This is a genomic window from Pararhodobacter sp. SW119 (assembly GCF_017811755.1).
Taxonomy (GTDB): domain Bacteria; phylum Pseudomonadota; class Alphaproteobacteria; order Rhodobacterales; family Rhodobacteraceae; genus Pararhodobacter.
Window position 1 is genome coordinate 146,642 of the sequence record NZ_JADDJF010000004.1, and the last position, 22,956, is coordinate 169,597.

At 68.7% G+C, this 22,956-nt stretch carries 24 protein-coding genes; 9 read left to right on the plus strand and 15 right to left on the minus strand.

Features of this window, described 5'->3' with window-relative positions:
* Nucleotides 1-2: 2 nt before the first annotated feature.
* The 14 genes from IM708_RS04600 to IM708_RS04665 form a co-directional block, all read right to left on the minus strand.
* Complete coding sequence (locus tag IM708_RS04600) at nt 3-383, minus strand: GPW/gp25 family protein (RefSeq protein ID WP_209425145.1); 381 nt, start codon at nt 381-383, stop codon at nt 3-5.
* A gap of 10 nt (nt 384-393) precedes the next feature.
* Nucleotides 394-738: a hypothetical protein gene (locus tag IM708_RS04605; RefSeq protein WP_209425146.1), complete on the minus strand. Its 345-nt coding sequence runs from the start codon at nt 736-738 to the stop codon at nt 394-396.
* A 3-nt stretch (nt 739-741) separates the two neighbouring features.
* The gene (locus IM708_RS04610; protein WP_209425147.1) at nt 742-1,311 is read right to left on the minus strand and encodes a phage baseplate assembly protein V; all 570 of its coding nucleotides are present in this window, start codon (nt 1,309-1,311) and stop codon (nt 742-744) included.
* 15 nt (nt 1,312-1,326) lie between these two features.
* Nucleotides 1,327-2,418 carry a hypothetical protein gene (locus tag IM708_RS04615; protein ID WP_209425148.1) on the minus strand — a complete coding sequence of 364 codons (1,092 nt, stop codon included), beginning with the start codon at nt 2,416-2,418 and terminating at the stop codon, nt 1,327-1,329.
* Nucleotides 2,419-2,438: 20 nt separating this feature from the next.
* Nucleotides 2,439-2,711: a hypothetical protein gene (locus tag IM708_RS04620; protein WP_209425149.1), complete on the minus strand. Its 273-nt coding sequence runs from the start codon at nt 2,709-2,711 to the stop codon at nt 2,439-2,441.
* A gap of 12 nt (nt 2,712-2,723) precedes the next feature.
* Nucleotides 2,724-3,401, minus strand: coding sequence for a hypothetical protein (locus IM708_RS04625; RefSeq protein WP_209425150.1), 678 nt, complete (start codon nt 3,399-3,401; stop codon nt 2,724-2,726).
* A 1-nt stretch (nt 3,402) separates the two neighbouring features.
* A complete protein-coding gene (locus IM708_RS04630; RefSeq protein WP_209425151.1) occupies nt 3,403-3,666 on the minus strand; it encodes a hypothetical protein in 264 nt (87 codons plus the stop codon).
* Nucleotides 3,656-5,761 carry an ATP-binding protein gene (locus IM708_RS04635; protein WP_209425152.1) on the minus strand — a complete coding sequence of 702 codons (2,106 nt, stop codon included), beginning with the start codon at nt 5,759-5,761 and terminating at the stop codon, nt 3,656-3,658. Before IM708_RS04635 ends, IM708_RS04630 begins: the two co-directional genes overlap by 11 nt.
* Nucleotides 5,758-6,933 carry a Pvc16 family protein gene (locus IM708_RS04640; protein WP_209425153.1) on the minus strand — a complete coding sequence of 392 codons (1,176 nt, stop codon included), beginning with the start codon at nt 6,931-6,933 and terminating at the stop codon, nt 5,758-5,760. Before IM708_RS04640 ends, IM708_RS04635 begins: the two co-directional genes overlap by 4 nt.
* A 6-nt stretch (nt 6,934-6,939) precedes the next feature.
* Nucleotides 6,940-7,785, minus strand: coding sequence for a hypothetical protein (locus IM708_RS04645; RefSeq protein WP_209425154.1), 846 nt, complete (start codon nt 7,783-7,785; stop codon nt 6,940-6,942).
* Nucleotides 7,782-8,561, minus strand: a complete 780-nt coding sequence (locus tag IM708_RS04650) for a hypothetical protein (RefSeq protein WP_209425155.1) — start codon at nt 8,559-8,561, stop codon at nt 7,782-7,784. The genes IM708_RS04645 and IM708_RS04650 overlap by 4 nt, the downstream gene beginning before the upstream one ends.
* 30 nt (nt 8,562-8,591) lie before the next feature.
* Nucleotides 8,592-9,116: a phage tail protein gene (locus IM708_RS04655; protein ID WP_209425156.1), complete on the minus strand. Its 525-nt coding sequence runs from the start codon at nt 9,114-9,116 to the stop codon at nt 8,592-8,594.
* Nucleotides 9,117-9,165: 49 nt separating this feature from the next.
* A complete protein-coding gene (locus tag IM708_RS04660; RefSeq protein ID WP_209425157.1) occupies nt 9,166-11,583 on the minus strand; it encodes a phage tail sheath C-terminal domain-containing protein in 2,418 nt (805 codons plus the stop codon).
* 339 nt (nt 11,584-11,922) lie between these two features.
* Complete coding sequence (locus IM708_RS04665; protein WP_209425158.1) at nt 11,923-12,357, minus strand: VOC family protein; 435 nt, start codon at nt 12,355-12,357, stop codon at nt 11,923-11,925.
* Nucleotides 12,358-12,500: 143 nt separating this feature from the next.
* Here IM708_RS04665 and IM708_RS04670 point away from each other — a divergent pair, with 143 nt between their 5' ends.
* The 8 genes from IM708_RS04670 (at nt 12,501) to IM708_RS04705 (ending at nt 20,868) form a co-directional block, all read left to right on the plus strand.
* A complete protein-coding gene (locus tag IM708_RS04670; RefSeq protein ID WP_209425159.1) occupies nt 12,501-12,680 on the plus strand; it encodes a DUF2256 domain-containing protein in 180 nt (59 codons plus the stop codon).
* An 88-nt stretch (nt 12,681-12,768) separates the two neighbouring features.
* Complete coding sequence (locus IM708_RS04675; protein WP_209425160.1) at nt 12,769-14,910, plus strand: malate synthase G; 2,142 nt, start codon at nt 12,769-12,771, stop codon at nt 14,908-14,910.
* A gap of 63 nt (nt 14,911-14,973) precedes the next feature.
* Nucleotides 14,974-16,716: an arginine--tRNA ligase gene (gene argS, locus IM708_RS04680; protein WP_209425161.1), complete on the plus strand. Its 1,743-nt coding sequence runs from the start codon at nt 14,974-14,976 to the stop codon at nt 16,714-16,716.
* An 84-nt stretch (nt 16,717-16,800) separates the two neighbouring features.
* On the plus strand, nt 16,801-17,748 hold the full coding sequence (locus tag IM708_RS04685) for an SPOR domain-containing protein (protein ID WP_209425162.1): 948 nt from the start codon (nt 16,801-16,803) through the stop codon (nt 17,746-17,748).
* Between the two features lie 37 nt (nt 17,749-17,785).
* A complete protein-coding gene (locus IM708_RS04690; RefSeq protein WP_209425163.1) occupies nt 17,786-18,778 on the plus strand; it encodes a glycoside hydrolase family 3 protein in 993 nt (330 codons plus the stop codon).
* Nucleotides 18,775-19,572 carry a ScpA family protein gene (locus IM708_RS04695; protein WP_209425164.1) on the plus strand — a complete coding sequence of 266 codons (798 nt, stop codon included), beginning with the start codon at nt 18,775-18,777 and terminating at the stop codon, nt 19,570-19,572. Before IM708_RS04690 ends, IM708_RS04695 begins: the two co-directional genes overlap by 4 nt.
* On the plus strand, nt 19,569-20,219 hold the full coding sequence (gene scpB, locus IM708_RS04700; RefSeq protein ID WP_209425165.1) for an SMC-Scp complex subunit ScpB: 651 nt from the start codon (nt 19,569-19,571) through the stop codon (nt 20,217-20,219). Before IM708_RS04695 ends, scpB begins: the two co-directional genes overlap by 4 nt.
* Nucleotides 20,220-20,598: 379 nt before the next feature.
* Entirely contained in the window at nt 20,599-20,868 is a 270-nt protein-coding gene (locus IM708_RS04705) for a glycine zipper 2TM domain-containing protein (RefSeq protein ID WP_209425166.1), read from the plus strand.
* Nucleotides 20,869-20,882: 14 nt separating this feature from the next.
* Here the strand turns inward: IM708_RS04705 and IM708_RS04710 are convergent, their stop codons facing one another.
* The gene (locus IM708_RS04710) at nt 20,883-21,968 is read right to left on the minus strand and encodes a PA0069 family radical SAM protein (protein WP_209425167.1); all 1,086 of its coding nucleotides are present in this window, start codon (nt 21,966-21,968) and stop codon (nt 20,883-20,885) included.
* 156 nt (nt 21,969-22,124) lie between these two features.
* On the opposite strand from IM708_RS04710, the gene IM708_RS04715 reads away from it, so the two are divergent.
* Nucleotides 22,125-22,823, plus strand: coding sequence for a B12-binding domain-containing protein (locus tag IM708_RS04715; RefSeq protein ID WP_209425168.1), 699 nt, complete (start codon nt 22,125-22,127; stop codon nt 22,821-22,823).
* The last annotated feature ends 133 nt before the right edge of the window (nt 22,824-22,956 follow it).

Genomic DNA, 22,956 nt, shown 5'->3' on the forward strand with positions numbered 1-22,956 from the left:
GGCTATCGACCCTTTCGCTGGAAGCGCAGGACGCGGCTGTCGGGGCTGCCGGCGGGGCGGAACTTAACGAGCACGTCCACCGTCTCGCCCTCGAAGACGACCTCCAGCGCCTCGATCGCGGCGCGGTGCCCCAGCCACCGTTTCAGCGCCTCGGTGATGCGTGCCTTGGTGACGCCTTTCAGCACGTCCGAGGTGGGTTCGAACACCAGCCGCCGCACGCCGCCACCGAAGCCGGGCAGGAACAGCCGCTCGCCAGGGTTGGTCAGCAGAAGCTGCAGGATCTCGTCGCGGACATGGTCGCTGTCGTTTCGTGGCGCGGCCGTGCGGCCGTCGCCGTCGATGCGGAAGGGAAAGGCAAGGTGTCGTCCAGCCGAAAGCGTCATGGCGTCCCCCTCATGTCGCGCGCGCGGTACTGCCGGCGTTGGCGATGATCGCCGGACCCTGCGGGATTTCCTCTGCGCTGTAGCAAAGACCGACGGAGGCCTGCGTGACGACGCTGGTACCGCCGACCTTGACGGCGGTGGCCCCCATCTGCCAGCGCAGGGTAACGCAGGGTTGCGGCTTGGTTCCGGCGCCGACCGGGACCTGGAACGCGCAGCCCGCGATGGTGTGCTCGTCGCTGGTCAGGATCACGCGCCCGCCGTCGGCCTCGGCATCGGATTGACTGGTCGACAGCGTCGCCGCCCCGCCATGCGGGCACATGACAGAGCCGTTCGTGGTCAGGATCGGTACCGACATCGCCTACCCCCCCACCTTGAAGGCATCGTTCGCCAGGCTGGCCCCCGCGGTGGTGATCTTGGCCATGCCGCTGTTGATGACCACTTCCGACCCGGTCAGTTCGATCGTCGACTGGCCTGCCGACAACGTGATCCCGCCCGAGCCCAGCACGATCCTGGCGCCGCCGGGATGGATCAAAGCGATCTCGTCGGCATCCTCGTCGATCAGGATCTGGTGGCCGGCCGCGGTGGCGAGCAAGCGTTGCCGCGCGCCCGACGGTTCCGGGCGCTGGCCGTCCGCCCACCAGCAGCCGGTCCAGATCGGATTGTTCAGGTTGCCGGCCTCGAACTCGACCCAGACACCGTCGCCCGGTTCGGGCATCAGCGCCAGGCCATGGTCGGGCCCGGCGAATGGCACGCAGGGCATCGCCCATTGCGACGTGCGCTCTCCCAGCACTGCCGGAACCTCTGCCCGGATGCGGCTGCGGCCCTCCGGGTCGGCATTGTCGGTGACGATCCCTCGGTATTTTCCGAAATAAGTCGTCCGCTGCCGTTCGCTGATCTGCTCCAGCAGGGTTTCGAGATCCGTGTCCATACCTGGCATGCCTCCCTAGAACAGGCCCGAGGCCGCGCCCAGGTCGAGCGGCCCAGCCGCCGGGTCCGAGCGGGCGTTGCGTTTTGCCTCGATCTCCTGCGCATAGATCGAGGGGGTGATCCGGTGGGTGACCTTGTGCAGCAGCCAGTCCCCCGACTGCGGCAGCGTGCCCGCCCGGACGGTCACGACCTCGTAGGGCGAAAGCACATCGTCGTAGCTGCCGGGCACCAGCGTCGCCGACATCCGCATCCCGTACGAGGCACGCCGCGCGCGTCCCGCCGCGGAGGTTTCCGGGTCTTCGCGCAGGTTCTCCTCGGGCGGAAGCTCGCGCAGCGCTGCGGTGTCGCTCGTGACCGGCGGCAGGTCGCCCATTAGCGCCACATCCGCATAGCTGCGCTCCGACGCGGTGACCTGCTGGTCGGTGATGGACAGAACCCGCCCGGAACTCCGCTCGGGTCCCTCGGCATCCTCGCGGAAGGTGGCGGCCTGAAGATTGCGCGCACGGCCCAGCAGCACCAGCGCCGGGTGCCCGCGAGGCTGGCTTGCCGGCGCGTCGAAGACGCCGACGCTGGTTCCCGGCCTGTCGCCCGGCAGCACATAGGCGAGATAGCCATACGCACGGGCCAACTGCCGGAGAAACTGGATCGACGTGCCGCGCCGCACCGTCGCCGGATGCACCGTGGTTGCGGCGCCCATGCGAGTTTCCGCGATGCTTGCGAAACGGCCGAAAACCTCCTCCGCGATGGACGCATCCGAGCGGTTCTCGAAAACCTCGATATCGTCCTCCCGGTTCATCAGGACACTGTCGTCGCGCACCACCAGGTTCACCACGCTGCTGCCGGGTGTCGCGGCGAGTTCGGTATCGAAACCGGCGACTGGGCCGTCGATCAGTGGCCGGAACCCCCGTTCACCCAGACGCACCTCGATCCGGACGCGACTGAACGGGCGCACCGTGGTGTTGGGCGGCGCCCGCCATCTGCCGCGATCGTCCAGGCTGAGGGACAAGCGCACGCGCGCCTCCCAGGCCATTTCCATCTCCTGTTCGACGACGATCTCTTCGACCTGCCGCAGCTGGGCAACGGTCGCCGGGGCCTGGTCGTAGAACATTCTGAAAGCCGCGTTCGACATCATTTCTCCGGCAGGTTGAAGCGGTCCAGGACCCGCGCCAGCAGGTCGTTCGCGACAAGTTCGGTGTTGGCATCCGCGATGTGCCAGAAGCGCGTGCCGTCGCCGAAATGACGTTCGGCGAGGACGTCCAGCCGGTCGCCCTCGATCACCGTTTGCGGCCGGCCGGTGGTGGGCGGCAGGGGGCGCAGGCGAAGCGCTGTCACCTCGGGGCCGTCGCGCGTGGTGACCGTATCGGTGGGAACATTGGCGTAGCGCGAATTTTCAAGAAACATGACGCGGTGTCCTCAGAGCGGGATGAGTTCGACGATTTGCTCGGCGGTATTGGCAAGGTTCGCCACCGCCTGAACGTCCTTGGCAAGCTGGGTGTATTGTGAGGCGCCGATTGCCAGCACATCGTTGGAAAAGGGATCGATCGGCAGGACCTGGATTTCCATCTCGACCTCGGCGCGGATGGGGTTCAGCAGGTTGTCGTACTCGACCTCGGCAATCCTCATCGAGGCGACGCGAACGGGTTGCACGCGCGTGAGGCCCCAGATGAAAAGCGTGCGCGGGAAGGACTGGCGCGGGATCGGCTGGATGGGTCCGTCGTCGCCTCCCCCGCCCCGGCCCAGCGCGTCCCCGATCGCGTCCAGCGCCTGGCCCAGCAGCCCGCCGCCTTCGGGTGGCGGCACCACCAGCTTCTCCAGCGCCGCCAGTTGCGGGCCGATCCCGAAGGCCTTGGCAAGGGCCTTGTCCTCGCCAAGCATGTCGAGCGCGCTGAAATGCGCGGTCAGCGAAATCTTTTCGCCGACAGGTTCACCTGCCTGGTTCTGTTCGCGGTCATTGGTACTGGTCGGGCGCTGCGGCAGCAAAAACGTGCGGTTGAGCGATTCCGGATTGAACTGGAAGATCACGACATTCGGGATCGGCCCGATGAGATCGGTGCCATATTCGATCAGAGCACCCTTGAGCAGTATCGCCATGTCAGTTCTCCGCCTTCGCGTGTGCGTCCAACCCGGCCCGCACCCGCGCGGCGACCTCGCGCGCGAGTTTTTGCGCGATGGTCGGTGCATCGGTTGCGGTCGTGGATATCGTGGCGTCGGTCGGCGCCCCGGCGCGCGACAGTTCCGTCCGGATCGCGCCGGGCAAGGCCGCCGCGACGGCGCGGGCGAGTTGCGCATCGACGCCGCGAAGCTGCAGGTCGAGCGCCTCGATCCGGGCCAAGCGGTGATGCGTCTCATTCGGCATGGCGGATCTCCGCAGCATGGGGGCCAAACTGATCCAGGCTCACGGTGCGCCCCAGCTTGTCGAATTCGTCTTTCACCGCGCGGACCAGGGCGCCCATTTCCAGACGCGGCGGCGCGCCCCGGCGCGCGCTTTGCAGGCACGCATTGAAGATGGCCGAACGAATGTGCCCGCCCGAAAGCGGCAATCGCTCGGCCAGGAACTTCAGGTCGAGCGCGGTGCAATCGACGCCTTCGGGCATCATCCCCTGCCAGATCCGCAGCCGCTCGGGCGCCTCGGGCAGCGGGAAGGTGACGATCGTGCGCAGCCGGCGCAGAAAGGCCTCGTCCAGATCCTTGCGCCGGTTCGAGGCCAGGATCGCCATGCCCTTGAACCGTTCCATGCGTTCCAGCAGGTAGCTCACCTCCAGATTGGAGTAGCGGTCGTGGGCGTCCTTGACCTCGGTCCGCTTGCCGAAAAGCGCGTCGGCCTCGTCGAAGAACAGGATCGCATCGCCGCTGTCGGCGGCATCGAAAAGGCGGCGCAGGTTCTTTTCGGTCTCGCCGATGTACTTGTTCACCACCTGGCTCAGGTCGATGCGGTACATCGGCATCCCGACCTCGGCGGCGATGGCCTCGGCCGCCATGGTCTTGCCGGTGCCCGGCGGCCCGGTGAAGAGGACCGACAACCCGCTTTCGTTCCACACCCGCGCCATGCCCCAGTCCATATGAACCGTCCCCAGCGCGCCAAGCGCCCGGATCAGGCCACGGATCTGGTCTTCCTGGCGCCGTGGCAGCATCAACTCGTTCAGCCGGAAGCGCGGACGCACCGGCTGGGCCAGATCGCCCAGGTCCAGAACGGCGCGGCAAGCCGCGAAAAGCGTGTCGCGGTCGATGCTGCGGTCGAGGGCGCGCACGGTCGCCGCGACCCGCTCTATGGCTCGTGCCTCGATCCCGAAGCGGTGGGCGCATTCATGAAGAACCGCGCGCCCGGTTTCACCCGCCCAGACCTCGGGCAGCGCCGCGCGCCAGGCGGCCAGGCGCGCTTCGGGCTTCAGGGGGGCAAGCGTGACCCGCGGCAAGGTTTCACGCCGGGGCAGCAGGGACAGGCGGTCTCCGTCGGACATCGGCACGAACAGGGTCACGGGCAAGCCGGCAAGCGGCAGGTCAACCCGCCCATCGCTGCCTGCGAGTCTAGCCGCAGGTACAAGCACGGCGGCGCGACGCGCCCAGGCGACCACCAGCATCGGTGCAATCTCGCCGGCGCCTTCCAGCGCAAGCAGTTCCAGGCCCGCTGCCGCGGCTATGGCGGCCGCGGTCTCGGCGTGGGGCGCGTCTTCGGGGCCGACGAGTGGAACGAGGGTCGCGCGGTCGGTGCTTCGGGCGCGCAAACGCGCGGCGGTCAGGGTGACCGCTTCGTCCGCCATCGCCGGAATCGGGGGCGCGACGGGGACCAGCGCCTTGGGCGGCGGGTCATCGGGGAAAAGCAACTGGCGCGCGATCACCGGCGGGATCGAGAGTGGCGCGTCCCAACCCGTGCTGGCTGCAAGCGGCAGAATTCCCGCCGCAAACAACCTGTGCCCCGGATCCAGCAGCGGCAGGACCGCCTCGGGCAGGTCCCACAGTCGCTGGGCAAGCGCCAGTGTCGGGTCGCGCGCCTCGGGCGTGTTCAGGCAGGCCGCGACGACAGCGCCGCGCGCCGCATCCACGGTCCCGCCCAGCGCCAGCGCCAGGACGAAGCATTCGACGGGTTCCAGCGCCAGCTCCGCCGCCAGCCAGCCGAACCCACCCCGGCGCGGTGGTCCGCCGTCGGGGACAAGCGCCGCGATTCGGTCACTCAGGTAGCGTGCGGTCGGGTCGGAGGCGAAAAAGGCGTTACGCTCGACATCGTGGCGGGCCAGGTCGAGCGCGTCGTGCAGCGGGTCGTTCAACGGGGGCAAGGTGCCGCCGCCCTCGATCCCCTGCACCGTGCCGCGCTCGTGCCAGAGCCAGGCAACCTCGCGACGCAGGCGAAGCGTCGCCTGCGCCAGCCATAACCGCGCCAGCGGATCCCCCACGGTGATGCGCGGCGTGAAGCCGACAGGTTGCGCACCGGCGCCGGATCCCGCGCGCACCGTCATGATACCACCACGCGCGGCGCGACCCGGGCCGGCTGGCCGTTCACCCGCAGCAGCGCAAGGTAGCTGCCGGCGCCCACCGAGGCGATCCCGGACACCGTCAGGCTTTGCTGGTCGTCGGTCGTCATTACCGCCTCGAAGCTGCGCACCGGCACACCATCGCGCAGCAGCGTCAGCACGACATCATCGCTGGCGCCGCCCAGCAACTGCCCGGTCAGTTGCAGATCGGCCCCGGCGAGCGTGGCGCCGGTCACCACCGGGCGCAGTTCAAGCTCCAGCAGCTTCGATCCGCGATACCGCCCACCGGGCAGCGATTGCCGCACCGACAGCGGATGCGCGCCAGCCGATATCGACCGTCCCGCGGCAATGGGACCCACGGCGCCGCCATCGGTCGGCGTGCCCTCGACCTCGACGACCAGCCGGTCGGGTTTTTGCGCGACGATCCGCAGCACCACGCCGCCCAGGACAGCTTCCAGCCGCGCAGCGTCCAGATCGTGCCCGTGAACGGTGATGCGCCCTCCGGGTTCGACGGCGGCCGGGGTCACCCGCTCCAGCACCGGGCCCAGGCCGGGAAGCGTGTCGATCCGCACGCCCTCGGTCCCGATCTCGGCGGGCGGGCTGCGGCTGTAGTCGACGCCCACCAGCAGCGACGATGGCTCTGGCACGGCGGGCATCAGCAAGACCGGGCGCACCTGCACGGCCGCCGACAGCCGGTAGCTGTCCTCGGCGCCCTGCATCAGTTTCGACAGCAGATCCGACGAGCTGTCCTCGAAGGTCAGCTTCAGGGGCTCCGGGTTCATCTCCAGCGCGCGCCGCACGTTCATCGCAGTCGTCGCGTCGAGGCGAAGGTAATTCAGGTCGTTGAGCGCCATCAGCCCGCGGCCGAGCAGTTCGTGCGCCGCGGCACTGTCGCTGCGATCGTCATCGTCGAAGGCGCTGAGCAGATAGTGCAGCGTCAACCAGACCGGCGGCGGCCGACCCTCCTCGAGCGACAGGTTGCGCATCGCGCCGTCGAAGGAAATCTCGTAGAGAAAGAGGTTCAGTTTGGCGGCCGTTTCGGCCGCTGTGGCCTCGTCCGGGCGCCCCACGGTCACGACTAACGCGCGCCGGTTCAGATGATCCTGCAACAGCCTGGTCACCGCCCCGATTGCCCGCTGGGAGTCCGCCTGCGCCATGGCCGCTCACACCCTGATGAAGCGCCGGCGCAGGCGGCTGGTGGTGGCAGGGGCCAGACCACGCGGAGCGGGCGGAGCAGGCGCGGCAGGCGGCGATCGCTTCGCGTCGGCCGACGTGGGCGGCGGCGTAACCTCAAGCCGGATCGCGCCGATCGAGATGTCGATGTGTTCCTCGACGATGCCGTTTTCGGGTGGTGTCGGGGATTGCCGCTCGCGCGCGGGTGCGGGCCGTTCCCGTGGCGGCACCGGGTGGGCGGATACCGTCTGGGCGGGCGCGGGCTGGGATATCTCGAGGAACGGCAGGTCAGAAGCGTCGAGCCGGGAAGAATGCGCTGGACGGGGCGTTTCGGTCGTCGAATGGGTATCGGATCGGCGGGTAATCGGCGGTTCCGACACACCCTCCTGCGCCGGCAGTCGTTCGTTCGTGGCGACCCACTCCAGGACCTGCCGGATGCGCATTTCGCGCACTGAATCTGGCGAAGGGGGTGCTTCCGGCGGGAAAGTGTCGGGCTTTTCGGGCGGCTTCATGCGTCGCGCGGTCGGCGCGGGCGAGGGCCGCGAGGCTTCGTTCGGCCGTTTCACCGTGGCAGGGTCTTGCGTCGGCAGTGCGGGCGCGACGTCGACGTGTTTGTCGATCGAGGACGGTGGTCCCTCGCGCTCTTCGAAAAGCGGTTGGAAGGGCATCGGCGGCTGTGTTGGGACAGATCGGGGAAAAGCCGCCTCGGCGCCCGACGCCTCCGGTGACGGCAATTCCACCGTCTCCACGATCTCCAATGTTTCTGGCAGCGCGGGCGTGCGCGCCGGGCGTTCCAGAAGTCCGCTCTGCAGGACAAGGCGCGCGAAGTAGTTCACATCCACCCCTCCGCGGTTTCAGCGATGCGCAGATACCGCGCGCGGCGTCGGGCCGGCATCGCCAGGATATCGATGTCGCGCCAGCCATAGCGCCGCGCGAGCGTGTCGATCTCGGTGAAGAGGCGCGACTGGTCTGCGGCAAGCCGGTCGAGCAACGCCCCCTCCAGATCGATGGGATGCGTCGCCTCCGCGCCGCAATCGGGGCAGCGCGCGGCTACCGAGAAGGCGGGCAGCGGATCGAACTCGGCCAATGCCTCGGCCAGGTCGTCGCGCGCCTCTTGCGTTGTCGGCAACGTGCCCGATTCCAGAAGCGAGGCGAGGATGGCGGCCTCGGGGTCGTCGCAGGGCATGGCGGCGCGCCACCGCCTCTGATCGGCGCCGGTCGGGCGTCGCAGTGTCAGGTCGGCGCGCGAAAGCCCGCGCGTCGTTTCGGCCGTGCGCGCCAGTTCCATGAGCGCGTCAACCGGCACCGCGGCTTCAAGATCGGCGCCGCAGGTCCCGACCGGACAGCGCAAGCGAAACTCCAGCGTGTCGATGCAGTTGCCGGCGGTCCAGACCGCGAGCAGCCCGCCAATCCGCGCGGCCAGCGTCAGGGCGATGACCGTCCCGGCCTCCTGAGGCGGCTCGGCGCAGCAGGCCAGGACCGTCGTCACCAGGCGCGGGCGATCCGGCGCGGCGAAGTCGATGTCCAGATCCTCCACGCGTCCCAGCGCGCGAAACCGCAAGGCAGCCCCGGTGCCGCCGGGCAGGATGCTCAGATCCGACCGCGCCGCCATCACGCGTCCCCGGCCCATAGAGGCGCAGGATCAGCCGGCCGCGGGAACCGCGCCAGCCTCGTCGGGTTCCTTGGTGTCGACGTCACGTTCCCACCCTTCCATCTCGATCTTGATCGACTCGATCGCCACTGCGTTCGCGTTGGCGTCCAGGTCCGGCAGGGCGGTGAATTCGCTGACCCAGCAATTGTAGAGCGCATAGCGCATCGCCACGTGGCCGCGCTCGTTCAGCACCTCCAGAACGAGGTTCTTCTTGTAGCCGACGAGGTCCATCGCCGGGTCGCCCGCCGGGGAATGGACCTTGTTCGCCCAGGCCTCGAACTCGTGGTCATGGGTGATGCCGCGCTCCATCGTCACCCCCTCGTAGCTGGTGCGCCCCGGGGACTTGTGATCGGTCGAGTTGTCGCCGCCGTCGCGGTGGGTCACGACCTCGGTAGTGCGTTTCAGCGCGCTCACCTTCGAGACGCCCATCACCACCCGTCCGTCCCACACGACCCTGAACTTGAAGGCCTTGTAGGGATCGGTCCGATGCGCGTTGACCACGAAACCTTTCGCCATGTCTCAGATCCTCTCTTCCTCGCCCTTCCTTCCGGTCCGGGCGCTCGCATCAGGACAGATCGCCGGCGATCTGCTGGATGGTGATGACGACGAACTCGGCCGGCTTCAGCGGCGCGAATCCGACCTGGATGTTGACAATGCCGAGGTTCCGGTCCGCCTGCGTCGTCGTTTCGGCGTCGCACTTGACGAAGAAGGCCTCGGATCGACTGGCGCCCTGGAAGGCCCCCTGCCGGAAAAGCCCATTCATGAAGACCCCGACATTCAGCCGGATATTCGCCCAGAGCGGCTCGTCATTCGGCTCGAAAACCACCCATTGCGTGCCGCGATAAAGCGACTCGGCGATCATCAGTGCCAGCCGCCGAATCGGGATGTACTTCCACTCCGACCCCAGGTCGTCGGCACCGTCCATCGTGCGCGCGCCCCAGTTCACATGCCCCGAAACGAAGGACCGCGCGCAGTTCACGCCAAGCTTGTTGAGCACGCCGTTCTCAAGATCGGTGAGCTTGACGTTCAGCCCGGCAATGCCGCGCAGGTCGGCCTCGGTCCCGGCGGGGGCCTTCCAGACCCCGCGGCTTGCATCCGTCCTTGAGATCAACCCGGCGATCGCCCCCGTCGGCCCGACCCGGCGCAGCACGCCCGCGTCGTTCCACAGAAGCTTCGGGTAGAAGACCGCCGAATGGTCCTTCACCACCGTGGCGCGCAGGTTGTTGATGTCGTCGGTGTTCTGCACCACCGCCGGGCGTCCTTCGGCGTCGGTCCAGCTGTCGGGCGGATCGATCAGCAGGAAGGCCCGGCGCGCATGGCAATAGATCGACGCCGGCCCCCACAGCTGGCGCCGCTCGGCCTCGGTCATCGCGGTGTCGGCGGGCAACAGCATCAGGTTGAACAGATCGACCGTGTCGAGCGCATGAAAGCCGGTCTTGGCCACCGGATCGCCGACATAATTGACGAACGCGGGCGCGCCGCCGTCCTCTCCCTCCTGCGTCGCCGCCGACGCCGCGAAGAGGCTGGTGCCGTTGGGGCCTAGCGGCACCTGCCGCGTGTTGCGCACGACCGAAGGATTGACCGTCGCCGCATTCGGGCCGGCGTAAGCGATGCTGGCCGGGATCTCGTTGAAGGTGCCGTCCTTGGCGAGCACCGTCAGCAGGTAGCCGCTTGCCTCGGCGCGGTAGCGGCTGCCCGGCGCGGTCGAGATCGCCTGCGCGATGATCCGAAGTTTCTCGCGCACGCCATCGTTGTTTCCGTTCGGGCTGGTCGCGCCGGCATTGTCGACCAGCATCGGATCGCCCGCCCCGGTCGTGACGATGCTGTTGGGCGCGGCGTTCAAAACGATCGGCGGCTCGCTGCCCACCGTGATCTGGGTCAGGTCGGCCTGCGTCAGCGCGGCCAGCGCATTGAGCGGGGTCAGCGCGCCTGCCCCGTCGTCGATGCGGAAGACCGAACCGGTCGGCGCCGGCCGTTGCTCCGACAGCCGGGCGAATTCCACGCCGCCGTTGTCGACCCCGGCCATCAGCGCCGCGGCCAGATCCTCGGACGCGGCGCGGCGAATGCGGACGCTGGCGGCGTTGCCGCTGGTCGCGGTCATGCGCAGGAAACGCTGCCCTCCTGGCGCTGCCGCGACGCTGACGTCAACGGTCTGCGCCGGCACCAGCGCGCCGAGGGCGTCGTTGACCCGGTCGCGCAACTGCTCGGCCAGCACCGCGACGCCGGTGATCGACGCGTCGTTCACGTCCCAGGCCCCGAGGTTGACGGTCACGAAGGACGATCCGTTGACCGAAATCTCGAACCGCCGGGCGCCGGTGGGGTTGCCGAACTGGATCAGCCCGCCCAGCGTCGCCCGCATCTGCGCGAGGGTGCTGCCCAGGGGGCGGCGGGCCTCGGAAAAACCGGCATGGGCGGGGGCGGTTGGGTCGAAATCGGCGCCGGTGGTCAGGTCGACCAGCGCCGAACTCTGGCTCACCAGACTGGCTGCGAACCGCGCCTCGGTCGGGTCCATCGACAGGTTCGAATGGACCTCGCGCGCAACCTCGCGACCGCCCTCGACCTGCGTCACGATCAGGTTAAACGTCGCCCCCGGGTTCGGTGTCGCATAGGAGATCTCGAGCCGCAGCCCGTTCCCCCATACCCCCGCCATCTTCGCGGTGGCGGTCAGCACATGCGCGCTGTCCCAGCTTAGCAGATCGACGCCAGCCTTCTGCGCGCCGGCGCCCGCCAGCCGGACGACATAGCAATCCGTCCCGCCGTTGTCGAAGAACAGCTTGACGCTTGCGCCGATCTCGCTTTCCGGATGGGCGCCGCCGAATGCGCGCAGGAAATCGGCATGGCCGAGGCAGCGCACCGCCTTGTCGATCGGTCCCTTCTGCGTACGCCCGAAGAAGGCGGCGATCGAGGTGGCGACACCGGTGATCGTGTTCACCCCGCTCGGCTTCTCGACGACGTAGACGCCGGGATAGGAAAGTTGCACCATGGTCAGGACTCCCGCATTTCAGGAAGGACGGCGCGCATCACCGGGGATCGCCGGTGCAAGCGACGAGGCGTTTCGGTCAGGGATCGCGGAGGCCGCACAGACCGCTGCCGCCCCCCGCAACTCACGATAGAGGCCTGCGCGAAAAATGGACCGGGCTGTGCCATGAAAGCCCTCGGAACATCGCTGAAAACAAAAGATATAGGGCCGCCCAAACGGCGACAGACGCGAACTTGCACTCAAAAGTATTGAGGCGATTCCTAACACATCTTCGGGCAGAAATCTATCGAAGTGTTGGGTGTCCGTGCCCGGTGTGCGCCGCCTGGTTGTGCCGGATCGCGTCTAGTTTCGCGCCCACAGATCCGGCTCGGCGAACTCGATCGAGTTGCCCGCAGGGTCGCGGATATAGAGCGAGCGCGCGCCGTTCGGCCAGTCGAACGCGACCTCGATCTCGATGCCGGCCGCATCAATTCGCGCTTCCCAGGCGGCAAGCGACGCGCGGTCGGCGCTGAAGCACAGGTGACCCGGTCCGCGTGCGCCGTGCGGCGGCACCGGCAAGGCCGGATTGCTCGACGGGCGCTCCGAATTGTCGGGGTTGAAGAGCAGCAGCATGCCGTCGCCCAGCCGGAAGAAGACATGCCTGTCCGCGACCTCCGGCCCGCGTTCCAGGCCGATGATCTCCTCGTAGAACCTCGCGCATTCCTCCAGGTTCACGGCGTAGAGCGCGACTTCCAAAGCGCGCGTCGGGGGCGGAGCGGGCGGAAGTGGCACGGTCATGCCGCCATGCTGGCCCCGACGCGCGCACATTTCAAGCCGTTTGCGATCGCGCGCCCTTGCCGTTGATCTGCGCGTGGGACGCGATATCTGCCTTCTCCGGGTGCCGCACCGGCTCAAAACCCGCAAGGCAGGGGAAATCTCCGGTGGCCCGAATGCGACGCAAGGCCGATCTCCCCCGCAAGCTCTGCGCCATCTGTGGCCGCCCTTTCACCTGGCGGCGCAAATGGGCGCGCGACTGGGACGCGGTGCGCCACTGCTCGGATCGCTGCCGACGCAACCGCCCGCGACCCGGCGAAACCACGCCGCACGACGAGCACGCGTGATCCCCGGCCTCCGGTTGCTTACGGACCGCTTCTTCCGTATGTGTGCCGCCGCAAATCAGCGGCGCAGCGCCCGATCCAGGAGAAGATCATGACGAAGCGGATCGAAAAGCACGGTCTTCAGGTGGACGCCCGAATGGTCGCCTTCATCGAGGACCACGCGCTGCCCGGCACGGGGGTCAGCGCCGATGCGTTCTGGTCCGGCCTCTCGACCCTCGTCCACGACCTCGGCCCGCAGAACCGGGCCCTGCTGGAAAAGCGCGCGAGCCTTCAGAAGGCCATCGACGACTGGCACATCGCCCGGCGCGACCAGCCGCATGACGCGGATGCCTACACGGCGTTTCTGTGCGAGATCGGCTACCTGGTGCCCGAGGGGCCGGATTTCGAGATCGAAACCACCCATGTCGACCCCGAGATCGCCGACCTGCCCGGCCCGCAACTGGTCGTGCCGGTGATGAACGCCCGCTACGCGCTCAACGCCGCGAACGCGCGCTGGGGGTCGCTCTATGACGCGCTCTACGGCACCGACGCGCTGGGCGAGACGCCGCGGCCGGGCCCCTACGATCCGTCGCGCGGTGCCCGCGTCGTCGCGCGCGCCAAGGCGTTTCTGGATACCGCCGTGCCGCTCGCCAACGGCGGGCACGCCGACGTGACCGGCTACCGGGTGCAGAACGGCGCGCTGGTCCCCGCGCTGCAGGACCCCCGCCAGTTCGCCGGCCATGCCGGGGAACCCGGACGACCGACCGCCATCGTCCTGCGCAACAACGGTCTGCACATCGTCGTGGTGATCGATCCCGCGCATCCGATCGGCAAGACCGACCCCGCGCATGTCGCCGACATCCGCCTGGAATCGGCCATGTCCTCGATCATGGATTGCGAGGATTCCGTCGCCGCCGTCGATGCCGAGGACAAGGTGCTGGCCTGGGGCAACTGGCTGGGCCTGATGCAGGGCACCCTGCAGGAGCGGTTCGACAAGAACGGCAAGCTGACGACCCGTCGCCTCGCCCCGGATCTGGAATTCACCGCCCCCGACGGCAGCCCGCTCGTCCTCAAGGCGCGGGCGCTGATGCTGGTGCGCAATGTCGGCCACCTGATGACCAACCCCGCCGTTCTGGACCGCGACGGAATAGAGGCGTTCGAGGGGCTGCTGGACGCGATGGTCACCACGCTGTGCGCGATGCACGACCTGCAGAAGTCCGAGGGTCTCCGCAATTCGACCCAGGGCTCGGTCTATGTGGTCAAACCCAAGATGCACGGCCCCGAAGAGGTCGCCTTCGCCGACCGGATCTTCACGCATGTCGAGGACGCGCTGGGCCTGCCACAGTACACCGTGAAACTGGGCATCATGGACGAAGAACGGCGCACCAGCGTCAACCTCAAGGAATGCATCCGCGCGGCGAAGCATCGCGTCGCCTTCATCAACACCGGCTTTCTCGACCGCACCGGGGACGAGATCCACACCTCGATGGAGGCCGGCCCGATGATCCCCAAGGGCGAGATGAAGAACGCCGCCTGGATCAAGGCCTACGAGGATCGCAATGTCGACATCGGGCTGGCTTGCGGGCTGGCGGGACGGGCGCAGATCGGCAAGGGCATGTGGGCGATGCCCGACCGCATGGCCGAGATGCTGGAGGCGAAGATCGGCCATCCCAAGGCCGGCGCGAACTGCGCCTGGGTGCCCAGCCCCACCGCCGCGACCCTGCACGCCACGCATTACCACGCCGTCGACGTCCGGGCGCGCCAGGCGCAGATCGCCGCCGGCGGGCCGCGAGGTACGCTTGCCGACCTGCTGTCCATCCCCGTCGCCCACGGCCGCAACTGGACCGAGGACGAACTGGCGCGCGAGGTCGAGAACAACGCCCAGGGCATCCTCGGCTATGTCGTGCGCTGGGTCGATCAGGGCGTCGGCTGCTCGAAGGTGCCCGATATCAACGACGTCGGCCTGATGGAGGATCGCGCCACCTGCCGCATTTCCAGTCAGGCGTTGGCCAACTGGCTGCACCACGGCGTCGTCACCGAGGATCAGGTGTTGGCGGCGATGAAGAAGATGGCGGCGGTCGTCGATCGGCAGAACGCGGGCGATCCCGCCTACAGCCCGATGGCGCCGGACTTTCAAGGCCCGGCCTTTGAGGCGGCCTGCGATCTGGTTTTCCGCGGGCGGGTCCAGCCTTCGGGCTATACCGAGCCGGTGCTGCACGCGCGCCGGCTTGAACGCAAGGCGGCCGGGGACTGACAGGCGGGACGTTGACCTTTGCCCGCGCCGTGGTAGGGCAGGGCGCAGCAAGGAAAGACACTGATGAACCTGTTTACCGATATCCGCGCGCTGGTGCTCGACTGCCTCGCCGCGATGGCGGCCGAGGGGGTCCTGCCGCAAGGACTGGACCTGGCCAACGCCGCGGTCGAACCGCCGCGCGATCCGGCGCATGGCGATATGGCGACCAACGCCGCGATGGTGCTGGCCAAGCCCGCCGGCTGCAACCCGCGGCAGATTGCCGAAGCGCTGGCGCCGCGGCTGACCGCCGATCCGCGCATCCATACGGCCGAGGTCGCCGGGCCGGGTTTCCTCAACCTGCGGCTCGCCCCCGCCGTCTGGCAGGACGTCGTCCGCGCCGCGCTGACCCAGGGGGCTGACTTCGGCCGCGCCACGGTCGGCGCGGGGGAACGGGTGAACATCGAATTCGTCTCGGCCAACCCGACCGGGCCGATGCACGTGGGCCATGTGCGCGGCGCGGTCGTGGGCGACGCGCTGGCGAGCCTGCTGGACTTCGCCGGCTGGCAGGTGACGCGCGAATACTACATCAACGACGGCGGCGCGCAGGTCGACGTGCTCGCCCGCTCGGCCTACGAGCGCTACCGCGAAGCGCATGGACTGAGCCCCGAGATCGCCGAGGGGCTCTATCCCGGCGACTACCTGATCGAGGTGGGCGAGGCGCTGAAGGCCGAATACGGTGACCGCTTCCTTGACCGGCCGGAAAGCGAATGGCTGGCCACCGTCCGCGACTTTGCGACCGATCGGATGATGGCGATGATCCGCGGCGACCTCGCGGCCCTCGGGGTCGAGATGGACGTCTATTCCAGCGAAAAGGCGCTCTACGGCACCGGCCGGATCGAGGCCGCGCTGGCGCGCCTGCGGCAGGCGGGCCTGATCTACGAAGGCGTGCTGGAACCGCCCAAGGGCAAGACGCCCGAGGATTGGGAGCCGCGCGAGCAGACCTTATTCCGGTCGAGTGTGCATGGCGACGACGTCGACCGCCCGGTGAAGAAATCCGACGGCGGCTGGACCTATTTCGCCCCCGACATCGCCTATCACTGGGACAAGATCGAACGCGGCTTCGACCAGCTCATCGACATCTTCGGCGCCGATCACGGCGGCTATGTCAAGCGGATGAAGGCCGCGGTCTCGGCGCTGTCGGACGGGCGCGTGCCGCTCGACGTCAAGCTGGTGCAACTGGTCAAGCTCTGGAAGAACGGCGAACCCTTCAAGATGTCGAAGCGCGCCGGCACCTTCGTCACCCTGCGCGACGTGGTCGAGATGGTCGGCCCGGACGTCACCCGTTTCGTGATGCTGACCCGCAAGAACGACGCGCCGCTGGACTTCGACTTCGACAAGGTGATGGAGCAGTCGCGCGACAACCCGGTCTGGTACGTGCAGTACGCCCATGCCCGCATCGCCTCGGTCCTGCGCAAGGCGGCGGATGCGGGGGTGGCGACGTCGGACACCGCGCTGGCGGCGGCAGAGGTGTCGCAGCTCGACGATCCCGCCGAACTTGCGCTGATTCGCAAGCTCGCCGACTGGCCCCGCCAGGTCGAGATTGCCGCCCGCGCGCGCGAGCCGCACCGCATCGCCGGCTTCCTGACGGAGCTTGCCGCCGACCTTCACGGCCACTGGAATCGCGGAAACGACGAGCCCGCCCTGCGCTTCCTGCAGGACGATCCAGCAACAGCCGCGCCGAAAATCGCGCTGGCCCGCGCCGTCGCCGTTGTCATTTCGGCCGGTCTTGGTATTCTCGGGGTCAAGCCTGCCGAAGAAATGCGCTGATTTACAGGCCAGCGGCGGCAGGCGCGGCGGATCGCGCCGCGATCGAATGACGACCGGGACAACCCGGCAGGACATGAGGCGAGCATGACCGAGTGGCATGGATATCCGCATGCCGCCGCCCAAGCGCACCACGACGCATCGCCGTCGCTGGGCGCTCGACTGGCGGTGGTGGCGAACTGGACCGGGGCGCTGATTTCCGTCGCCTTGCTGGCGGGCGTCGGCGTCTGGAGCTATCGATTGATGGTGCGCGACATCTCCGGCGTGCCGGTGGTGCGCGCGCTCGACGGGCCGATGCGCATCTCGCCCGAGGATCCGGGCGGGCGTCAGGCCGCGTATCAGGGCCTGGCGGTGAACGCCGTCGCCGCGGGTGAAACGCCGCCCCCCGCCGCCGATGCCGTGGCCCTGGCGCCCGAACCCGTCGCACTGGCGCCCGAGGATCGCCCCCCGCCCGCCCCCAGCATCGAGACCCCGCGCCCGGTGCCGGAACTGGCCGCGACCGCCGAACGCGCCGAGGCGCAGGACGCCCCGCCAATCGACGACGGCACCGACACCGCGCTGGTCGAGATTGTGGCGATGTCCGCCGACGTGCCCGGCATCGCCCGCTCGCCCTTCCCCTTGTCCCGCCCGACCGCGCCGCCGCGCTTTGCGATGGCGCGCGGCCAGCCGCAGCCGGTCAGCGATGCCGAGGCGGACGACGCCGAGGCCGAGGCGCTTCTGGAATTGCTCCTCGCCCGCCTTGCCCCCGGCACGCAGACCGAGATCGACCCCGAGACGCTGCCGGTCGGCACCCGCCTCGTGCAACTCGGCGCCTTCCCCGACGAGGTTGGCGCCCGCGACGCCTGGGAGGCGCTGAGCACGCAGTTCGCGGCGGCGTTCGACGGGCGCGCGCGCGTGATCGAACCCGCGGTCTCGGCCGGACGGACGATCTACCGGCTGCGCGCCCACGGCTTCGCCGACGAGCCCGAGGCGCGCCGCTTCTGCGCGCTCCTCGTGGCCGAAGGCGCCGATTGCATCCCCGTCCTGATCCGCTGATCCGGCCGGACCGGACACCTCGCGCGGAAGGACGGCAATGACCGGTGCAACGATCCTGGGCTGCGCGGGGCCGCGGCTGACGGCCGCCGAGGCGCGCTTTTTCGCCGAGGCCCGCCCCTGGGGCTTCATCCTCTTTCGCCGCAACATCGAGGACGCGGACCAGACCCGGGCGCTGGTGGATGACCTGCGGTCGTCGCTGGGCTGGCACGCGCCGGTCTTCGTCGATCAGGAAGGCGGCAGCGTGCAGCGCCTGCGCCCGCCGCTGGCGCGCGACTGGCCGGATGCGCGCCATCAGCCCGGCGGGGCGCGGGCGGCCTGGCTGCGCCACCGGCTGATGGCGGCCGAATTGCGCGCGCTCGGCATCGACGGCGACTGCGCCCCGGTCATCGACGTCGCCGGCCGCGCGACTCACCCGTTCCTCGCGCGCCGCTGCTGGTCCGACGACCCGGCGCAGGTCGCCGCACTCGGTGGCGCGGCCGCCCGAGGCCTGCTGGACGGGGGCGTCCTGCCGGTCATCAAGCATCTGCCCGGCCACGGCTCGGCCGCCGCCGACAGCCATCACCAACTGCCGCGCGTCACCGCGTCCCTTGATACCTTGCGCGCCCGTGACTTCGTCCCCGTCCGCGCGCTGAAGGATCTGCCGCTGGGGATGACCGCGCATGTCGTCTATGACGCGCTCGACCCGTCCCTGCCCGGCACCGTCTCGCCCCCGGTGATCGCCTATCTGCGCGACGTGCTGGGCTTCGACGGGCTGCTGATGACCGACGACATCACCATGGGCGCGCTCGACGGGACCATGGGCGACCGCGCCGCCGCCGCCATCGCGGCGGGTTGCGATATCGTCCTGCACTGCACCGGCGACGCGGCCGAGATGGCGCAGGTGGTCGCGGCAGCGGGCACCCTGTCGCCCGCCGCCGCCCGCCGCGCCGCGCGCGCGCTCGAAGCCCGCATCACGCCCCAGCCGATTGACATTGCCGCCCTCGAGGCCGAGTTTGATCGCCTGACCGGGGGAACGGACGCAGGCACATGACGGCAGAGGAAGGCGCGGACGCGGGCAGCGTCGCCGTACGGCTGCAAAGCGAGGCGTTGATCGTCGATGTCGAGGGCTATGAAGGCCCCCTCGATCTGCTTCTGACCCTGTCGCGCCAGCAGAAGGTCGACCTGCGCCGCGTCTCGGTCCTGCAACTGGCCGAACAGTACCTGCGTTTCGTCGAGGCCGCGCGCAAGCTGCGCATCGAACTTGCGGCCGACTACCTGGTGATGGCGGCCTGGCTCGCCTTCCTCAAGTCCCGCTTGCTGCTGCCCCCCGACCCGACCGAGGAGGGCCCCTCGGGCGAGGAACTGGCCGCGCATCTGGCTTTCCAGTTGGAACGCCTCGGCGCGATGCGCGAAGCCGCGGCCAGGCTGATGGCGCGCGACCGGCTGGGGCGCGACTTCTTCGCCCGCGGCACGCCGGAAACCGTTTCGATCAGCCGGCGCACGCAGTATACGGCGACGCTGCTGGACCTGCTTCAGGCCTACGCGCGGCTGCGCACCCGCGACGATTTCCGCCCCTACGCCTTCGACCGGACCGATGTCTATCCGCTGGAAACCGCGCTCGAACGGCTCCGCGAAATGTTGGGGCATTCCGGCACCTGGGCGGATCTTGCCGGTTTCCTGCCCCCCGGATGGCGCGGCGCGGGCAAGAAGCGCCGTTCGGCGCTGGCCTCGACCTTCGCAGCCTCGCTGGAACTCGTGAAACAGGGTCAGGCCGAACTACGCCAGTCCGAAACCTTCGCCCCGATCCATCTCAGGCCACGCCTCAAGCCGCGGGGCGCGCCATGACGACCGAGAATGACACCGCCGCCGCGACGCCCAGCCTGTTCCCCGCACCCCCGATGGCCGAGCAGGAGCGCATGATCGAGGCGCTGCTTTTCGCGTCCGCCGAACCGATGAGCGTTGCCGAACTCAGCGCCCGCCTGCCCCAAGGGTCCGACGTGCCCGAGGCCCTGCAGCACCTGCGCTCGCGCTATTCCGGGCGCGGCGTGCATCTGGCGCGCGTCGGCGACGGATGGGCCATGCGCACCGCGCCGGACCTCGGCTGGCTGATGCACAAGGAACAGGTCGAGACGCGCCGGCTCAGCCGCGCCGCGATCGAGACGCTGGCGATCATCGCCTATCACCAGCCCGTCACCCGCGCCGAGATCGAGGAGATTCGCGGCGTCGCCGTCAGCCGCGGCACGGTGGATCAGCTGCTGGAGCTGGAATGGATCCGCCTCGGCCGCCGCCGCATGACGCCCGGCCGGCCGGTCACGTTTGTCGTGACCGAACGGTTTCTGGACCAGTTCGGACTGGAAAGCCCGCGCGACCTTCCGGGCCTGAAGGAACTGCGCGAGGCCGGACTGCTGGACAGCCGGCCGATGCCCGGCACCCCGCGCGAGGATGACGAGGACGCCCCCGAAGGACAGGTGGGCCTATTCGAGGACGACTGACGCCAGCGCCAACGGACCGCCGCGCGCGCCCTGTTTCGCGCCCGCGCGGAACGCGGCGGCGCAAGGCACACAGGACCCCCTGCGCAGTCCCGGCCCTTCGCGATTCTCATGCCGCGAGCAGAAGTTTCATTGCGGTTAACGGCACAAATTCAGCATATAAAAATCAATAACTTGCGACTTTGTGCACGCGTGCACACCCCCCCTCTCGACCGCGATCCGAAGTGCCCCGACGCCGCACTGCGGACCCTGCCTCAATGTCACCCTCTGGGCGGCTTGTCGCCCACCCCTGCCGGGAAGGCTTGTGGCTTCCGGCGCAAAAGCGGAACCTTCGCGCCGGGCCGGGCGTTGTTTTCCAGTCCGATGTATGAGGAGACTTCGAATGAGCAAGATTTTCGCAACCGGCATCCTCGCGGCGACCATCGCCCTCGGGGGTTGCCAGTTGACCCAGACCGAGCGGCAGGTCATCGGCGGGATCGCCGGCGCCGGCGCCGGCCTGATCGCGGCGGACGCGCTCAACGCCAATCCGAACTGGACGATTCTTGCGGCGCTCGGTGGCGCGGCGGCCGGTTCGATGGTCGCGCGCAACACCCGCACCAACGAATGCGCCTACGCCGTCGGCGACGGCACTTATCGTGTCGGCCGCTGCTGACCGGCAAACGCCGATCAGAAAAGACTAAGCTGGTCGCCCGGACCTTCGGGCGGCCGGAACTTCGACAGATCCAGCGCCGGCAGTTCAGCCGCGTAGCCCAGCCGCCGCTTGGCCAGCTTGAAACGCTGGCGTAGCAGCGCCGCCACCGGTCCCTGACCCGTGAACCGGCGCCCGAACGCCGCGTCGTTGTCCTTCCCGTCCCGCATATCTTGCAAGCGATGCATAACCTTCGCCGCAGCACCGGGCCTGTGCCTTTCCAGCCAGTCGCGGAAAAGCGGGCTCACCTCGTGCGGTAGCCGCAGCAGGCTCCACCACGCCGCCTGCGCGCCGGCGTCGCGCGCCGCCTCCATGATCCGCTCCATCTCGTGATCGGTCAGCCCCGGGATCACCGGCGCCAGCATCAGCCGCGCCGGCACACCCGCGCGCGCCAAGGCGGACAGGATCGCAAGGCGGCGTTGCGGGCTTGGTGCCCTCGGCTCCATCGCCCGCGCAAGCGGCGCGTCCAGCGTCGTGATCGACACGCCTACCTGCACAAGCCCCTCGCCGGCCATCGCCGACAGGATGTCCAGATCGCGCTCGATCAGCGTCCCCCGGGTGGTGATCGTCACCGGGTGCCGCCAGTCGCGCAGCACCTCGAGCACGCGCCGGGTAATCCGGTGATGCGCCTCGACCGGTTGCCAGGGGTCGGTATTCGACCCCAGGCAAATCGGCGCAACCCTGTAGCCCTTGCGCCCCAGTTCCCGCGCCAGAACCTCCGGCGCATCGGGTCGCGCGATCAGCCGCGTTTCGAAATCCAGCCCCGGCGAGAGGCCAAGATAGGCATGCGTCGGCCGCGCGTAGCAGTAGATGCAGCCATGCTCGCACCCCCGGTACGGGTTCACCGCCCGGTCGAACCCCAGGTCCGGGGAGTTGTTCCAACTGATGACGCTGCGCGGTCGTTCGACCGCGACCTCGCGCACGACACTCCGGGCGTCTTCCTCCAGGTCCCATCCATCTTCCGCCCACTCCCGATTCTGCCGGTCGAAACGCGGCGCAGGCTGCGCCGCGGTACCCCTTGCCGGGGCCTGCAACCTTGGGTCGAGGGGTGGGAGTCGGGACATCGCCGCAGCATGAACGTTTCAGGAACAAATTTCAAGTTCGCTGCGCGGGCAATTGCTTGCCGTCGCCTTTAATCCGGCGCATGTCGCAAAAGGAACAGTGGACGCGGCCGCTATGGCGCATCCACGCCAAAGACCCACCCAGCAGGGATTCGCGCCATGGCCGCAGACGACGAGATCATCCTGTCCGAACTCGACGACGACGATCTCGTCCAGCAGATGATGGACGACCTTTACGACGGTCTTCGGGAAGAGATCGAAGAAAGCGTCACCATCCTGCTCGAACGCGGCTGGACCCCCTACGACATCCTGACGAAAGCGCTGGTCGCCGGCATGACGATCGTCGGCCACGACTTCCGCGACGGGATCCTTTTCGTGCCGGAGGTGCTGCTGGCGGCGAACGCGATGAAGGGCGGCATGGCGATCCTCAAGCCGCTTCTGGTCGAGACCGGCGCGCCGAAGATGGGCAAGATGGTGATCGGCACCGTCAAGGGCGACATCCACGACATCGGCAAGAACCTCGTCGGAATGATGATGGAGGGCGCCGGTTTCGAGGTGGTGGACCTGGGCATCAACAACCCGGTCGAGAAGTACCTCGAGGCGATCGCGCGCGAGGATGCCGACATCCTTGGGATGTCCGCGCTGCTGACCACGACGATGCCCTACATGAAGGTCGTCATCGACACGATGGTCGCCCAGGGGATCCGCGACGACTACATCGTGCTGGTCGGCGGCGCGCCCCTGAACGAGGAATTCGGCCGCGCCATCGGCGCCGACGCCTATTGCCGCGATGCTGCCGTCGCCGTCGAGACCGCCAAGCAGTTCATCGCGCGCAAGCACAACATGCTGAACGCGTGACGCGCATCGAGTCTGCGCGCGGGTCTTGCCAGCAAGGCCGTCAGCCCCTATAGACGCGCGGGTCGAGCGACATGCGCGATGCGGCAGGGTCAATCTGGCCCCTTCCCGCATTATGCCATCGAATCGGAAACCA

Bases quoted from the DNA above. Each gene is read 5' to 3' on its own strand.
- IM708_RS04610 (WP_209425147.1), bottom strand. From the start codon at position 1,311: ATGGACACGGATCTCGAAACCCTGCTGGAGCAGATCAGCGAACGGCAG.
- IM708_RS04615 (WP_209425148.1), bottom strand. From the start codon at position 2,418: ATGTTCTACGACCAGGCCCCGGCGACCGTTGCCCAGCTGCGGCAGGTC.
- IM708_RS04655 (WP_209425156.1), bottom strand. From the start codon at position 9,116: ATGGCGAAAGGTTTCGTGGTCAACGCGCATCGGACCGATCCCTACAAG.
- IM708_RS04715 (WP_209425168.1), top strand. From the start codon at position 22,125: ATGGCCGCAGACGACGAGATCATCCTGTCCGAACTCGACGACGACGAT.
- IM708_RS04605 (WP_209425146.1), bottom strand. From the start codon at position 738: ATGTCGGTACCGATCCTGACCACGAACGGCTCTGTCATGTGCCCGCAT.
- IM708_RS04705 (WP_209425166.1), top strand. From the start codon at position 20,599: ATGAGCAAGATTTTCGCAACCGGCATCCTCGCGGCGACCATCGCCCTC.
- IM708_RS04625 (WP_209425150.1), bottom strand. From the start codon at position 3,401: ATGGCGATACTGCTCAAGGGTGCTCTGATCGAATATGGCACCGATCTC.
- IM708_RS04600 (WP_209425145.1), bottom strand. From the start codon at position 383: ATGACGCTTTCGGCTGGACGACACCTTGCCTTTCCCTTCCGCATCGAC.
- IM708_RS04640 (WP_209425153.1), bottom strand. From the start codon at position 6,933: ATGGCGCAGGCGGACTCCCAGCGGGCAATCGGGGCGGTGACCAGGCTG.
- IM708_RS04675 (WP_209425160.1), top strand. From the start codon at position 12,769: ATGACGAAGCGGATCGAAAAGCACGGTCTTCAGGTGGACGCCCGAATG.
- scpB (WP_209425165.1), top strand. From the start codon at position 19,569: ATGACGACCGAGAATGACACCGCCGCCGCGACGCCCAGCCTGTTCCCC.
- IM708_RS04635 (WP_209425152.1), bottom strand. From the start codon at position 5,761: ATGACGGTGCGCGCGGGATCCGGCGCCGGTGCGCAACCTGTCGGCTTC.
- IM708_RS04630 (WP_209425151.1), bottom strand. From the start codon at position 3,666: ATGCCGAATGAGACGCATCACCGCTTGGCCCGGATCGAGGCGCTCGAC.
- IM708_RS04650 (WP_209425155.1), bottom strand. From the start codon at position 8,561: ATGGCGGCGCGGTCGGATCTGAGCATCCTGCCCGGCGGCACCGGGGCT.
- IM708_RS04660 (WP_209425157.1), bottom strand. From the start codon at position 11,583: ATGGTGCAACTTTCCTATCCCGGCGTCTACGTCGTCGAGAAGCCGAGC.
- IM708_RS04685 (WP_209425162.1), top strand. From the start codon at position 16,801: ATGACCGAGTGGCATGGATATCCGCATGCCGCCGCCCAAGCGCACCAC.
- IM708_RS04690 (WP_209425163.1), top strand. From the start codon at position 17,786: ATGACCGGTGCAACGATCCTGGGCTGCGCGGGGCCGCGGCTGACGGCC.
- argS (WP_209425161.1), top strand. From the start codon at position 14,974: ATGAACCTGTTTACCGATATCCGCGCGCTGGTGCTCGACTGCCTCGCC.
- IM708_RS04665 (WP_209425158.1), bottom strand. From the start codon at position 12,357: ATGACCGTGCCACTTCCGCCCGCTCCGCCCCCGACGCGCGCTTTGGAA.
- IM708_RS04620 (WP_209425149.1), bottom strand. From the start codon at position 2,711: ATGTTTCTTGAAAATTCGCGCTACGCCAATGTTCCCACCGATACGGTC.
- IM708_RS04695 (WP_209425164.1), top strand. From the start codon at position 18,775: ATGACGGCAGAGGAAGGCGCGGACGCGGGCAGCGTCGCCGTACGGCTG.
- IM708_RS04710 (WP_209425167.1), bottom strand. From the start codon at position 21,968: ATGTCCCGACTCCCACCCCTCGACCCAAGGTTGCAGGCCCCGGCAAGG.